This window comes from Ruegeria sp. HKCCD8929 (genome assembly GCF_013031405.1).
In the GTDB taxonomy this organism is placed as follows: domain Bacteria; phylum Pseudomonadota; class Alphaproteobacteria; order Rhodobacterales; family Rhodobacteraceae; genus Ruegeria.
The window spans coordinates 39,807-53,920 of sequence record NZ_WPZY01000006.1 but is presented as its reverse complement, the minus strand read 5'-3'; the positions used below and the strand labels follow the sequence as shown (position 1 = coordinate 53,920).

The following is a 14,114-nucleotide window of genomic DNA, read 5'->3' as shown; positions in this document are numbered from 1 at the left end:
TCCATCACCCGATCATTCGATCCCGATCCGCCGCCTCGTCATAGTGCCGTTTGAGCCGCTGCAAGGCGATCCGCAGGACAATCTTGCCCGACCGCGCCGACCACCCCATTCGCCTTTCCGCCAGTTCCAACCCCTCGAGATAACAGCAGCACCGTAGGGCCACGTCGCTCAGCCCAGGCCCCAGATCGGCCAAGGCGTACGCCACCCGATTGCGCGCATCCGATGGACCCTCGCCCACATGCGCGTCCGGAGCAAAACCGCCGCGCCCGCCACCGGTCAGGAACTGGTCCCAGTTCTGCGTCACATGCGGACCCATCTGCGCCAGTTCGAAATCCTCGCGTAGCCGTTCGCCCGCACGCACCAGCGCTTCGTCCAGAAACGGTTTGCCATCCCGGTCCCGGCGCCGCGCCAAGGCGATCAGGGGGCTTTCCGCCGCGTTGTAACGCACCCGGCGCGGACGCTCGCCCGGACCCGCCTCGACCGTTTTATCTGCCATCGTCCGATGTTGGGCGGCAAACGGAGTCTGCGCCTCGGCAAACCCCCGGTCGTTGTCGGCGCGCGCCCGGTTTTCGGCCTCGGCCAGCAGACGGCTGAAGGCGCTGCGCCCGGCAGCAGTGATGTGATAGCGGCTGATCCGCCCCGGTTTGTCACAGGAAATCCAATCCTTCAGCGCCAACGCCTGTGCGATGGCGCAGTCCACAACCGCAGTGCGGGTGCTGCCGCCGAGGCCGCCGTCTCGTACCACCACCGCCTTGTCCATATCCTCGGCCACCGCCAGCACCGCACCGCTTTCGCAAAGCCGCCGCAACACACGCAGGGCCTCATCATCGAAGCCATCGGCATCGGAAACATCCTCGGCCAAAGCCGAGGGCTGACCCTCGATCGGCGGGAAATGCGCCTCGGCCAGCGATTGCAGGGCCGCATCCACCAACGGATCGTCGCGCCGCATCTCGATCCGCCGGATCTGGCGCAGGATGGTGGAGGCGTGACAGCCCGCCCCGCGTGCCAGATCCCGGATCGACCGCCCGGCCTCGGTATGGGCCAGATAGCGCTGCGCGCCTTCGGGAACCCATGCCGGTACGGTGTAAGCGATGCTGTTTTCCATGGTTTTACGCCCTCATCGACAATGAAACTACCTAATCTGCTCAGCGGATATTTCGTTAACCAAACTCTACCTAGAGTTGACGGTGTTACTTGTTGGTTAAAGCCCGCCGGCGTGAAGCAGAATTGATTCAAAAAGATAAACAGTCGTGAAACCATCGCACGGTTGCATTTGACCGCAGGCAACACCCGTAAAAGTTGTGGGATTAATAGGGCAACGCACAACCCGCCATGAGGACACGCCATGCAAGACCTGATGACCATGCTTTCGACCCTGCGCCGCCCGCGGCTGCTGATCCGGGCCGCCCGGTTCGGAGCGCAGGATTACAATCGCGACAGGCACTTGCAGCGTCTGCTGGGATACGGCTCACTCCCGCGGTCCGGGGCTGCGCTGATGCGTCTGATGGAAATGGAGCGGGGCGTGGATGAGCAGCGGCGCAACGACGACGCCGGGTATTCGCTGGTCCGGCATCTAGATCTGCTGATCGCGATGATGGGTGAGGCGCAATTGTACCAGTCCAGCCGCGCCCCACAGGGTCAGTGATTGCAGGGATCTGCGTAACACCTGAATCGCCTGACGCAGCCTGAAATCAAGGATTTCAACGCGTCAGGCGATGCGGAATGTACCACGGTTTCCGCAAAGCGCCTTACATGAACGCGTCGGGCATCGAGGCCTTTTTCTCGGCCACATATGCCGCCAGCGCGGCCGCAACATCTGGGTCCATCCCGGGTTGCTGATAGTTGGCCAGCAGATGCTCGACCCGCGTCGAGGCCAGCGTCCGCGTATCGCGGGCGCCTTCCTCTTCCCAGGTTTCGAACGGCTTGTAATCCAGCAACTCGGTCTTCCAGAACGCATCCTTAAAATTGGCCTGTGTATGGGCGCAGCCCAGATAGTGACCGCCGGGGCCGACCTCGCGGATCGCATCCATGGCCTGCGCATTGTCGTCATAGGCCACGCCCCGGGCCAGCCCGTGCAGCACGCCCAGCTGATCGGCATCCATGACGAATTTCTCGAAATCCGCCACCAGACCGCCTTCGAGCCAGCCACAGGAGTGCAGCATGAAGTTCACGCCCGCCATCAGCCCCATGTTCAGCGAGTTCGCGGTTTCATACGCCGCCTGCGCATCGGGCAGTTTCGAGCCGCAGAACGACCCCGCCGAGCGATACGGCACACCGAGACGGCGGGCCAACTGACCGGCGCCATAAGTGATGTGCGCGGCCTCGGGCGTGCCAAAGGTCGGCGCACCCGAGTTCATGTCGATCGAGGTCACGAAGGCACCAAAGATCACCGGCGCGCCGGGGCGGACGAGCTGGCTGTAGGCGATCCCGGCCAAAACCTCGGCCAGAACCTGTGTCAACGTGCCCGCGACCGAGACCGGCGCCATCGCACCTCCGACGATGAAGGGCGACACGATGCAGGCCTGATTGTTCTTCGCATAGACCTCCAGTGCGCCCATCATCACATCGTCGAAAGTCATCGGCGAGTTGATGTTGGTGAGCGAGGTCATCACCGTGTTTTCCTGCACGAACTCCTTGCCGAACAAGATCTCGCACATCTCGACGGAATCCTGCGCACGGGATGGATCGGTGACCGAGCCCATGAAGGGCTTGTCCGACAGAGTCATATGGGCCATCAACATATCGAGGTGACGCTTGTTCACCGGCACGTCCGTCGGCTCGCACACGGTACCGCCCGAATGGTGCAGCCATTTGGACATGTAGGCGAGTTTCACGAACTTGTTGAAATCGTCCATGGTCGCATAGCGGCGGCCACCTTGCGCATCACGCACGAAGGGCGGGCCGTAGACCGGGGCCAGAACCAGATTGCGGCCACCGATGACTACCGATTTCTCGGGGTTGCGGGCGTGCTGGGTGAACTGGCTGGGCGCAGTGGAGCACAGTTTGCGGGCCAGACCGCGCGGGATGCGCACACGCTCGCCGTCGATATCGGCCCCGGCCTCGCGCCAGCGCTCCAAAGCCGCCGGGTTGTCGACGAAGTTGACGCCAACCTCTTCCAGTATGGTTTCCGCATTGGCCTCGATGATTTCGAGCGCCTCGTCGTTCAGGATCTCGAAATTGGGGATGTTGCGTTCGATGTATTTCGCGGTCTCGATGCGGACCGCAGTGCGCTCGGCCCGCCGGGCGGCGCCGCCGCCTCCACGTCCTCTGCGCCGGGTGGTTGCCTCTGCCATGAGATGATCCCCTGGATAAGATGGTTCTGCTTCGCCGATCTAGTTACAGGACTCTGCCCGCCAGCCGAATATGGATTACGGCGCCTGAGGGGGAAAAGCGACATGGGTGACGCATCGCTTATGTTTTGACCCCGCTTGGACGCCCGGGCATGATGGGCGGACCGACAAGGAGACCAAGACAATCCCGCAGTCCGAGACCGAACGCAAGACGCTCAACGCCGCCGAGATCGGTGCAGTGGCCCATCTCTATCGGGGCGAGGTCTATCGCAGCACCATCTGGCGCACCCGGCTGGACACCACCACCAACTGGGCCGTTGCAACCCTGGGCGTGGCATTGTCGATCTCCTTCGCCACGCCCGACGCCTCACCCCTGCCGCTGGTGCTGGTTGGCGTGCTGATCATCCTGTTCCTGATGCTCGAGGCGCGGCGCTATCGCTATTTCAACGTCTGGCGCGCCCGGGCCCGGTGGCTCGAGACGCATTTCTACGCCCCGCTTCTCTATGACGGCGACCTGCACATGGAGGAGAACTGGCAAAAAGTGCTGGCCGAGGATTACCTGCGCCCGCGCTATCACGTAGGTTTTCTGATCGCCATCGGTCGCCGCATCCGCCGCAACTACTTGTGGATTTTGCTGATCCAGTCGCTGGCCTTTGCGGGCAAACTTGCGGTTCACCCCACCGCGGTCGAAAGCCTCGGACAAGCCATCGACCGCGCGGATGTGGGTCCCCTGCCCGGCGAGGTGATTATCGGCATCGGGATCGTCTATGTCGTTTCGTGGACATCCATCGCGATCTGGAGTTACCGCGTCGACCAGCGCCGCTCGGCGCAGCGCGGAACTGAAAGCTCTCACTCGATGGGCTGAGCCGCAGTCATAACGCCTTCATCATCGACACCGTGTTGCCGGAGGTTTCGGTCTCGCGCCAGCCCAGATGCGTGTACATCGCCCGCGTGCCCTCCATCAGCCGATGGGTGCGTAACTCCATCCGCGTGCAGCCTGATGCCCGTGCTTCTTCCTCGGCCCGCGCCATCAACCGGCCCGCGATCCCCTGCCCTTGAGCGTCCGGCGATACGGCGAGGTTGACGATCTTCATCGCGTCCCCCCGCCTGGCGAACACGATCACCCCGGCCAGTCCGTGCCCGGTCTCGGCCAGAACCACTTGGCTCACCTCAATCTCTTCCTCAATCCCGGCGGTCACATCCGGCAGATCGGGAATGCTTTCACGCGCCTCGGCGTAAGCCGCGGCGATGCAAGTGGTGATCGCCCCGGCATCCGCCTGTCCGGCCTCTCTGAATCGAACGGTATCCATGGATTTTCGAAACTCCCCATATCTGACCGCAGCATAACCGAAATCGGCCTCATAACGCTTGCACATAGTGGCCGCGCGACCTAAGAGCCAGTTCATGAGCCAGACATCCCATGACCGCCTTCTGATCATCGACTTCGGCAGCCAGGTGACGCAGCTGATTGCCCGCCGTCTGCGCGAGCTGAACGTCTATTGCGAAATCCACCCCTACCAGAACGTCACCATGGACTTCGTGCGGGAAATGGCGCCGAGAGCCGTAATTTTCTCGGGCGGTCCGGACAGCGTGACGCGTGAGGGTTCGCCCCGCGCTCCGCAAGAGATTTTCGACTACGGCGTACCGATTCTCGGCATCTGCTACGGCCAGCAGGTGATGATGCACCAGCTTGGGGGTCATGTGGAAAGCGGCCATGGCACCGCCGAGTTTGGCCGGGCCTATGTGACGCCCAAAAGCGACCTCGATATCCTCGAAGGCTGGTTCGTGGACGGCGATGAACAGGTCTGGATGAGCCACGGCGACCACGTGAGCAAGATCGCCCCGGGGTTCGAAGTCTACGGCACCTCGCCCAACGCCCCCTTTGCGATCACCGCCGATGCAAGCCGCCATTTCTACGCGGTGCAGTTCCACCCCGAAGTGCACCACACCCCCAAAGGCGCAAGGCTCTACGAGAATTTCGTGCGGCTTGCGGGCTTTACCGGCGACTGGACCATGGGGGCCTATCGCGATGAGATGATCCGCAACATCCGCGAGCAGGTTGGCGACAAAAAGGTGATCTGCGGTCTGTCGGGTGGCGTCGACAGCTCGGTCGCCGCGATCCTGATCCACGAAGCGATTGGCGACCAGTTGACGTGTGTCTTTGTCGACCACGGCCTCTTGCGCAAGAACGAGGCGCAGGAAGTCGTCTCGATGTTCCGGGACAACTACAACATTCAGTTGATCCACGCGGATGAAAGCGAGCTGTTTCTGGGTGAGCTGGACGGCCAATCCGACCCCGAAACCAAGCGCAAGATCATCGGCAAACTGTTCATCGACGTGTTCCAGAAACATGCCGACACCATCGAAGGGGCCGAGTTTCTGGCCCAAGGCACACTCTATCCAGATGTGATCGAATCGGTTTCGTTCTCGGGCGGCCCCTCGGTCACCATCAAGTCGCACCACAATGTCGGCGGCCTGCCCGAAAAGATGGGCCTCAAACTGGTCGAACCGCTGCGTGAACTGTTCAAGGATGAGGTTCGCGCCTTAGGCCGTGAGTTGGGCCTGCCGTCCAGCTTCATAGGTCGCCACCCCTTCCCCGGCCCAGGTCTGGCCATCCGCTGCCCCGGCGAGATCACCCGCGAAAAGCTCGACATCCTGCGCGAGGCAGACGCGATCTATATCGACCAGATCCGCAAGCACGGGCTCTATGACGAGATATGGCAGGCTTTTGTGGCCATCCTGCCGGTCCGCACCGTCGGCGTCATGGGCGACGGGCGCACCTATGACTACGCCTGCGCCTTGCGGGCGGTCACCTCGGTCGACGGCATGACGGCGGACTACTACCCGTTCAGCCATGAATTCCTTGGCGAAACCGCCACGCGGATCATCAACGAGGTCAAGGGCATCAATCGCTGCACCTATGACATCACCTCGAAACCGCCGGGAACCATTGAGTGGGAGTAGGGCCCGCCTGATTCGCCAAGCGGGATGAAACCGGGTCCTCGCGGCCCGGTTTTTCTGTATCGGATACATCCTTTACACCTTGACCTTGCAGCGTTTCCCGGGCCTCGTTCCCGCGGGAGTTCGCGATGCAACAGGATAAGGTTCAGATCGGCAAGGCCGCGCTGTGGATGACAGGCGCGATTGCGTCCTTTTCCTCGATGGCGATCGCGGGGCGAGAGCTGAGCGCAGTTCACGATACGTTTGAGATCATGATGTACCGCAGTTTCGTGGGTATCTTGATCGTCTCGCTGGTTCTGACCGCCACCAGCAAATGGGCGCAGATCTCAACCCGCAACCTTGGCCTGCACGCAGTGCGAAATGCGGTGCATTTCACAGGTCAGAACCTGTGGTTCTACGCCGTCACCGCCATTCCGCTGGCGCAGGTCTTTGCGCTGGAGTTCACACAGCCCCTCTGGGTGATCGTGTTGTCCCCCCTGCTGTTGGGAGAGCGGATGACCCCGGTTCGGGTGATAGCCGCGATCATCGGTTTCATCGGTATCTTGATCGTGGCCCGCCCCGGCGCCACCCCGATCAGTCTGGGTGTTGCGACCGCCGCCGCGTCGGCCATTTTCTTTGCACTTACAACGATTTCCACCAAGAGGCTCACGCGAACCGCAAGCATCGGCTGCATCATGTTCTGGCTGACGGTGATGCAGGCGGTTCTCGGGCTTGTGGCCTCGGGGTTTGATGGTCAGATCACCCTACCGAGCATGCAGACGGCCCCCTATCTGATCCTTGTCGGGTTGGCGGGGCTTCTGGCGCATTTCTGCATCACAAATGCGCTGGCCATCGCTCCCGCCACGGTTGTAGTGCCCATCGACTTCGTGCGCCTGCCCACCATCGCGGTTCTGGGGATGCTGATCTATCACGAACCACTCGATCTTTGGGTTTTCGTCGGCGCTTTCGTGATTCTTGCCGGAAATTACCTGAATATTTACACTGAGACCGTACGAATCTTGCCTGAACGCAACACTTCACCGACTCAACCCATGTGACGTCTGGTCACGGCTTGATTACTGACGCGGCCCTCCGCACAGTTCTTGGCATCAAAACGCACCCGGCGACGCACAACAGGATCAAGAATGTTGCCGCAACAACTATAGGGAGGGATTACATGCGTTTTCTTACAGGCGGAGTATCAGCGCTTGCACTCAGCGCCACTGCCGCGGCCGCGGGCGGCCTGGACCGGACCGGTCAGCCGATCGGCATCATCTTTGAAGAGGGCAACTATGCCGAGTTTTCCATCGGCCACGCGAACCCTGATGTGACCGGCACAGACCTGACCACTCTCAACCCGGCTGGTACACCCTCAGGCAACATCGCGCAGTCCTTCAATCAGGTTGCCGCCGGTGTGAAATATCAATTCAACGAGCAACTGTCCTTCTCGGTCATCTACGACCAGCCGTGGGGATCCGATGTCAGCTATCCTGCAGCGGACGCAGATTTCACGACCCCTGGTTCGGTTCTGCTTGGCGGAACCGAAGCGTTCGCCGATTCTGACACGATAACCGGCATCCTGCGTTATGCATTCAACGAAAACTGGAGTGTCCACGGCGGCCTCCGCTATCAGCAGATCGACGGTCGAATCCGGCTGAGCGGTGCCGCGTATGGTCCCTTCAGCGGCTATGAGATCAATGTTGATCGCGACGGCGGCGTCGGATGGCTGATCGGTGGTGCCTATGAAATCCCGGATATCGCTCTGCGTGTCGCGCTGACATATCAGTCCGAAATCGATCACAATTTCGCCTCGACCGAGACCCTGACCAGCGCGCCTGGCTTTGCACTTCAGGGCAGCAAGGAAACCACGACACCGCAGTCGGTCAATCTGGATTTCCAGACCGGCATTGCACAGGACACCCTGCTGTTCGGCAGCATCCGCTGGGCGGATCACAGCGTCACCAGCCTTGAAACAACGCCGATTGGCGCGCTGCCGAGTGTCGAACTTATCGATATCGAGGACACGGTGACCTTCAACCTCGGCGTCGGGCGGCGGTTCAACGAGAACTGGTCAGGCTCGATCAGCTTCGGTTACGAAGACCCCAGCAGCGACGATCTGGTCTCTCCGCTGTCGCCGACCAACGGCTTCAAAAGCGTGTCCTTGGGCCTGCAATACACCCAGGGCAACATGAAAGTTTCGGGTGGCGTGCGGTACACCGATCTGGGCGATGCCTTTGCTGAAACCGGCACACCGGACGTTGCGCGGGCCGAATTCACCGACAACGACGCTGTCAGCTTCGGGTTGAGAGTCGGGTTCTACTTCTGATCCGACACCCGCAATCACAAGTGAACACCCCACGCTTGCCGCGGGGTGTTTTCGTTTCAACACTTCGCAAATGGCTTCGCACACTCAGCATCTCCTAATGCGTTGAAATCTTTGAAGTCAGGCACCTTTAGGCAATTCACGCAATTTGGGAGTGCAATAGCGCAAGAATCGGATCGCAATCCTTCACCCAACCGGTTAGCCCAACATCATGAGCACGCAAAAGTCACTGTCCCCACGCGCATGGGCCGAACTGATCCTACTGGGCACCATCTGGGGCGCCTCCTTTCTGGCGATCCGGGTGGCCTTGGACGAAGTTCCGGTAGTCACATCGGTATTGCACCGCACCTTCTGGGCCATGCTGCTGCTCTGGCTTGTAGTCTTCGCCGCCCGTCTCCCCGTGCCCCGCGAGCCGCGCATCTGGGGCGCGTTTCTGGTAATGGGATTGCTCAACAACGCGATCCCCTTCGGCCTGATGGCCTGGGGCCAACTCTATATCGAGACCGGATTGACCTCGATCCTGAACGCCGCCACGGCAATCTTCGGCGTGATCGTGGCGGCAATGATCTTTCCCGACGAGCGACTGACACCGCGCCGCGGCATCGGCGTGGGGCTTGGCTTTTTTGGCGTCGCAACCGCCATCGGGCTAAGCAACTTTGTCAGCTTCGATCTGCGCAGCATCGCCCAGTTGGCCATTCTAGGCGGCACCGTTTCTTATGCGCTGGCCAGCGCCTGGGCACGCCTGAAACTGGCGCATCTGCCGCCCCAGGTGGCAGCGGCGGGCATGCTGACCGGGTCGACCTTCATAGCGTTGCCGCTGGCCCTGCTGATCGACGGGGCGCCATCCCTCGACCTGCAACCCGAGACCTGGGTTGCGATAGCTTATTATTCGTTGATCGCCACAGCCGGGGCTTATCTGCTCTATTACCGAGTGTTGGCCATGGCGGGCAGCGGCAACCTGATGCTGGTCACCCTGCTGATCCCGCCCGTGGCGATCCTGCTGGGCGCATGGGTCCGGGATGAAGCGCTAAGTCCAAACGCCTTCGCGGGTTTCGCCCTTCTGGCCCTTGGCCTGATGATCCTGAACGGAACGGGGCGCCGCCGCGATTGACCCCGCCTGCCCCGCCCATTAGCAAGGGCGAAAACAGGATGACGGTGGGACATGATCTACGGCTCGGCAAGCGACTGGCGCAACGCGGCGCGCAAAAAGGTGCTGTTCTTCGGCATGTCAGGGCTGGGTAAGACCTATATGTCGAACACCCTGCGCGATTCCGGCGATTGGTTTCACTATTCGATCGATTACCGGATCGGCACCCGCTACATGGGCGAATACATCACCGACAACGCCAAGGCCGAGGCGATGAAGGTGCCGTTTCTGCGCGACCTGCTGATGTCGGATTCGATCTATATCGGCTCTAACATCTCATTCGATAACCTCACTCCGGTGGCCGCCTATCTGGGTAAACCGGGCAATCCGGCGCTCGGTGGGCTTGAAATCGAGGAATACCGCCGCCGGCAGGAGCAGTTCCGCATGGCCGAGATCCATGCCCTGCTCGACACTGACTATTTCATCGACCGCGCCCAGCGGCTCTATGGCTATCCGCATTTCATCTGCGACACCGGCGGCTCAATCTGTGAATGGGTCAGTCCAGAAGATCCGAAGGACCCGCTGCTGAGCGAGTTGTCGAAACAGACGCTGATGATTTGGATCAGGGGCGATGCGGCCCATACCGAGAAACTGGTGCGCCGCTTCGACCGTGCGCCGAAACCGATGTCGTATCAGCCCGAATTCCTGACCCGCGTCTGGGATGCGTACCTGTCCGAACAGGGTTGCTCGGGCGATCAGGTCGACCCCAACGCCTTCATCCGCTGGACCTACGCCCAGGCGCTCGCCCACCGCCAGCCGCGGTATGAAGCGATGGCGCGGAACTGGGGGCTCACCATCACCGCCGACGAGATCGGCGCGGTGCGCGATACCTCTGATTTCGATGAGTTGATCGAGCGCACCCTTGAGGCCCGCGCCAACCGCACCTAGTTTCCTGATTTCATTCACAACGATAAACAGTCCGAGCCGATGCCCATCAAGATCCCTGCCGACCTGCCCGCCTATGACGTCCTCACCCGCGAGGGTGTCATGGTCATGTCCGAAGATCAGGCGGCCCGGCAGGACATCCGCCCCCTGCGCATCGGGCTGCTCAATCTGATGCCCAAGAAGATTCAGACCGAAAACCAGTTCGCGCGCCTGATCGGGGCCACGCCGCTGCAGATAGAGTTGAACCTCATCCGCATGTCCGAGCACCGCACCAAGAACACAGCCGCCGAGCACATGGCCGAGTTCTACCGCCCCTTTCAGGAGGTCAAGGACGAGAAGTTCGACGGCCTGATCATCACTGGCGCCCCGATCGAGCATCTGGAGTTCGGTGACGTCACCTATTGGGACGAGATCAGCGAGGTCTTCGACTGGACCCAAACCAATGTGCATTCCACCTTCGGCGTCTGCTGGGGCGGGATGGCGATGATCAACCACTTCCATGGCGTGAAGAAACACATGCTGGACGCCAAAGCGTTCGGCTGTTTCCGGCACCAGAACCTCGCCGCGGCCTCACCCTTTTTGCGCGGGTTCTCGGACGATTGCGTGATTCCGGTCAGCCGCTGGACCGAGATGAAACAGGCCGAGATCGACGCAGCTCCCGGCCTGCGCACCCTGCTGGGCAGCGACGAAGTCGGCCCCTGTCTGGTCGAGGACCGGGGCCATAGCGCGCTCTATATCTTCAACCACTTCGAATATGACAGCGACACGCTGAAGCAGGAGTATGACCGGGACGTGGCCAACGGAACACCAATCAACGTGCCGATGAACTACTATCCCGATGACGACCCGTCACAACCGCCGCAGAACCGCTGGCGCAGCCACGCGCATCTGCTGTACGGCAACTGGATCAGTGAAATCTACGAAACGACCCCCTACGACATCAGCCGGATCGGGGTGGACGTGACAGACCTGCGCGCCTGAGGACGGGTGATGCGCATCGCCATCATCCTTCTGATTCTGGTGGCCCTTTTCTGGGGCGTTGTCTTGTGGCGCGCCGCCCGGCATGAGGCGCGGGCCGAGGCCGCATTTCCGCCGGCCGGGCAGCTTCTGGATGTGGACGGGACGCAGGTTCATGCGCTCGTCATCGGCAGCGGCCTGGATGTGGTGCTGATCCATGGGTCCAACGGCAATACGCGCGACATGACCTTTGCGCTGGCACCGGCACTGGCCGACCGGTACCGCGTCATCATCTTCGACCGGCCTGGCCTTGGGTTTTCCGACAGTTTCGACCCGGACGGAGAAAGCATCCGCGAGCAGGCTGACCTGCTGAAACGCGCAGCCGATCAATTGGGGGCCCCTGCACCCATTCTGGTCGGTCATAGCTACGGGGGTGCCGTTGCGCTGGCTTGGGCCGTGCACCATCCTGACAGCCTCTCGGCTCTGGTTCCGGTCTCGGCAGCCTCGAACCCCTGGACCACCCCGTTGGACTCGCTCTATCGCGTGACGTCGCACCCGTTAGGCTCGGCGGTTGCAGTCCCAATGATCACCGCGTTTGTCCCGGACACTTATGTCACCCAGGCCCTCGGCCCGGTGTTCGAACCGCAGACGGTGCCTGATGGATACGCCGCCCATTTTGGCTCTGGCCTGACCCTCCGACGCGGCTCGCTCCGCGCAAATGCACTCCAGCGCCGGAACCTGCTGGATGAGATCAAGGCGCTGCAACCGCACTATGGCGAGATCAAGGTGCCCACCGAAATCCTGCACGGCACTGCCGACGACACCGTCAACGCAGACCTGCACTCGGTCAATCTGTCACGTCAAATCCCCGGCGCGGCGCTGACGTTGCTCGACGGGATCGGACATATGCCGCAGCACGTCGCCGCACCCGATGTCGCGGCCGCAATCGACCGCGCAGCCGCGCGGGCGGGTTTGCGTTAATCCAATTAACATTACATAGTAAGACACCGGATTCATTGAGAGGCACCGGATGGCAAAGCCAAAAAAGGGCGCAATCGCCAGCTACCATGACGACAAGGCCCCTGACGAGATTCGCAAGGCCATCGCCAAAGCCGACAAGGATGACATCCTGTCCCCGTCCTACCCTTATCCCGAGCAGATGCGGCACAAGGATTACGAGAAAGAGATGAAGGCGCTGCAGATTGAGCTGGTCAAGATGCTGGCCTGGATCAAAGCCTCGGGCCAGCGCGTCGCGGTCGTGTTCGAAGGGCGCGATGCCGCCGGCAAGGGGGGAACGATCAAACGGTTCCGCGAGAACCTCAATCCGCGTGGCGCGCGCGTGGTGGCACTAGCCAAACCCTCGGAAGAGGAGCGTAGCCAGTGGTATTTCCAGCGGTATGTGCAGCATCTGCCATCGGCGGGCGAAATCGTGTTCTTCGACCGCAGCTGGTACAATCGCGGCGTGGTCGAGCATGTGTTCGGCTTCTGCGACGATGATCAGCGCGAGCGGTTCTTCCGTCAGGTGCAGCCTCTAGAACAGGGTCTGGTCAATGACGGTATTCACCTGTTCAAGTTCTGGCTGAACGTGGGCCGTGCCGAGCAGTTGCGCCGGTTTCTGGCGCGCGAGAACGATCCGCTCAAACAGTGGAAGCTCAGCCCTATCGACATCAAGGGCCTTGGGAAATGGAACGATTACACCGCCGCAATCTCGGAAACCCTGACCCGGACCCATTCCGAAAGCTGCCCCTGGACCATCGTGCGCTCGGACGACAAGAAACGCGCGCGTCTTGCCGCGATCCGCACGGTGCTGAGCGGGCTTGACTATGACGGCAAGGACAAGGACGCGCTGGAAAAGATCGACCACAGCATTTGTGGAGGCCCCGAGATCTGGGATGCCTAAACGCGGCTATCATCACGGCAATCTGCGGCAGGCCCTCATCGACGCGGCCCTGCGGTTGATCGAGGAAAAGGGCCCGACCGGCTTCACCCTGTCTGAGGCGGCAAAACAGGCGGGCGTGACCCCCGCCGCGGTCTATCGCCATTTCCACGGCCGCGAAGACCTGATAGCCGAGGCTGCCCGGCAGGGCTTTGAGATGTTCGCGGACTTGATGCAATTCGCCCACGACAAGGGCCAGCCATCGGCGCTCGCAGCGTTCGAGGCGACCGGCCGCGCCTATCTGGCCTTTGCCTGCAAGCATCCCGGCCATTATATAGCGATGTTCGAGAGTGGTATTTCGGTCAACCGCACGCCCGAGCTTGCCGCCGCCGCCAACCGGGCCAAGGGTGTGCTCGAAAAAGCCGCCGCCGCGCTCAGCGAGCACATCCCGCCGGACAAACGCCCCCCCGCCTCGATGTTCAGCGCGCATATCTGGGCGATGAGCCATGGCGTGGTCGAGCTCTTTGCCCGCAACACCGGCGCCGCCTCGCCTTTCCCACCCGAGGATCTGCTCGAGTCCGGCATCGGCATATACCTGCGCGGGCTGGGTTTGATCGAGCCGGACTAACACCTCAGAGTCGGCGTGGCATTTCAAGGTCTGGTCTCCACCTTCGGTCTTGGTTAGAGGATGCAAAA

The 14,114-nt window shown here is 61.4% G+C and carries 14 protein-coding genes; 11 read left to right on the top strand and 3 right to left on the bottom strand.

Annotation, left to right across the window (positions count from 1 at the left end; all coding sequences use genetic code 11):
- Positions 1-4: 4 nt before the first annotated feature.
- Positions 5-1,105, bottom strand: a complete 1,101-nt coding sequence (locus tag GOX53_RS11265; RefSeq protein ID WP_171176328.1) for a DUF6456 domain-containing protein — start codon at positions 1,103-1,105, stop codon at positions 5-7.
- 240 nt (positions 1,106-1,345) lie between these two features.
- Here GOX53_RS11265 and GOX53_RS11260 point away from each other — a divergent pair, with 240 nt between their 5' ends.
- The gene (locus GOX53_RS11260) at positions 1,346-1,645 is read left to right on the top strand and encodes a DUF6477 family protein (RefSeq protein WP_171176326.1); all 300 of its coding nucleotides are present in this window, start codon (positions 1,346-1,348) and stop codon (positions 1,643-1,645) included.
- A gap of 103 nt (positions 1,646-1,748) precedes the next feature.
- On the opposite strand, the gene GOX53_RS11255 is transcribed toward GOX53_RS11260, so the two are convergent.
- On the bottom strand, positions 1,749-3,293 hold the full coding sequence (locus GOX53_RS11255) for a trimethylamine methyltransferase family protein (RefSeq protein ID WP_171176324.1): 1,545 nt from the start codon (positions 3,291-3,293) through the stop codon (positions 1,749-1,751).
- 181 nt (positions 3,294-3,474) lie between these two features.
- Between GOX53_RS11255 and GOX53_RS11250 the strand changes: the two genes are divergently transcribed.
- Positions 3,475-4,155, top strand: coding sequence for a DUF2270 domain-containing protein (locus tag GOX53_RS11250; RefSeq protein ID WP_371810290.1), 681 nt, complete (start codon positions 3,475-3,477; stop codon positions 4,153-4,155).
- A 7-nt stretch (positions 4,156-4,162) separates the two neighbouring features.
- On the opposite strand, the gene GOX53_RS11245 is transcribed toward GOX53_RS11250, so the two are convergent.
- Positions 4,163-4,696, bottom strand: coding sequence for a GNAT family N-acetyltransferase (locus tag GOX53_RS11245; RefSeq protein ID WP_254446538.1), 534 nt, complete (start codon positions 4,694-4,696; stop codon positions 4,163-4,165).
- On the opposite strand from GOX53_RS11245, the gene guaA reads away from it, so the two are divergent.
- The 9 genes from guaA to GOX53_RS11200 all read left to right on the top strand — a co-directional run bounded on the left by guaA (position 4,695) and on the right by GOX53_RS11200 (position 14,046).
- Positions 4,695-6,254: a glutamine-hydrolyzing GMP synthase gene (gene guaA, locus GOX53_RS11240; protein WP_171176322.1), complete on the top strand. Its 1,560-nt coding sequence runs from the start codon at positions 4,695-4,697 to the stop codon at positions 6,252-6,254. The genes GOX53_RS11245 and guaA overlap by 2 nt on opposite strands.
- 125 nt (positions 6,255-6,379) lie before the next feature.
- A complete protein-coding gene (locus tag GOX53_RS11235) occupies positions 6,380-7,288 on the top strand; it encodes a DMT family transporter (protein ID WP_254446537.1) in 909 nt (302 codons plus the stop codon).
- Between the two features lie 119 nt (positions 7,289-7,407).
- On the top strand, positions 7,408-8,556 hold the full coding sequence (locus GOX53_RS11230) for an OmpP1/FadL family transporter (protein WP_171176320.1): 1,149 nt from the start codon (positions 7,408-7,410) through the stop codon (positions 8,554-8,556).
- Positions 8,557-8,764: 208 nt separating this feature from the next.
- Positions 8,765-9,664: a DMT family transporter gene (locus GOX53_RS11225; RefSeq protein WP_171176318.1), complete on the top strand. Its 900-nt coding sequence runs from the start codon at positions 8,765-8,767 to the stop codon at positions 9,662-9,664.
- A gap of 51 nt (positions 9,665-9,715) precedes the next feature.
- Positions 9,716-10,588 carry an ATPase gene (locus GOX53_RS11220; protein ID WP_171176315.1) on the top strand — a complete coding sequence of 291 codons (873 nt, stop codon included), beginning with the start codon at positions 9,716-9,718 and terminating at the stop codon, positions 10,586-10,588.
- Positions 10,589-10,627: 39 nt separating this feature from the next.
- Positions 10,628-11,566, top strand: coding sequence for a homoserine O-succinyltransferase (gene metA / locus GOX53_RS11215; protein ID WP_171176313.1), 939 nt, complete (start codon positions 10,628-10,630; stop codon positions 11,564-11,566).
- A gap of 9 nt (positions 11,567-11,575) precedes the next feature.
- Entirely contained in the window at positions 11,576-12,523 is a 948-nt protein-coding gene (locus GOX53_RS11210) for an alpha/beta fold hydrolase (protein ID WP_171176311.1), read from the top strand.
- 49 nt (positions 12,524-12,572) lie between these two features.
- The gene (gene ppk2 / locus GOX53_RS11205) at positions 12,573-13,442 is read left to right on the top strand and encodes a polyphosphate kinase 2 (RefSeq protein ID WP_171176309.1); all 870 of its coding nucleotides are present in this window, start codon (positions 12,573-12,575) and stop codon (positions 13,440-13,442) included.
- Positions 13,435-14,046 carry a TetR/AcrR family transcriptional regulator gene (locus GOX53_RS11200; RefSeq protein ID WP_171176307.1) on the top strand — a complete coding sequence of 204 codons (612 nt, stop codon included), beginning with the start codon at positions 13,435-13,437 and terminating at the stop codon, positions 14,044-14,046. Before ppk2 ends, GOX53_RS11200 begins: the two co-directional genes overlap by 8 nt.
- The last annotated feature ends 68 nt before the right edge of the window (positions 14,047-14,114 follow it).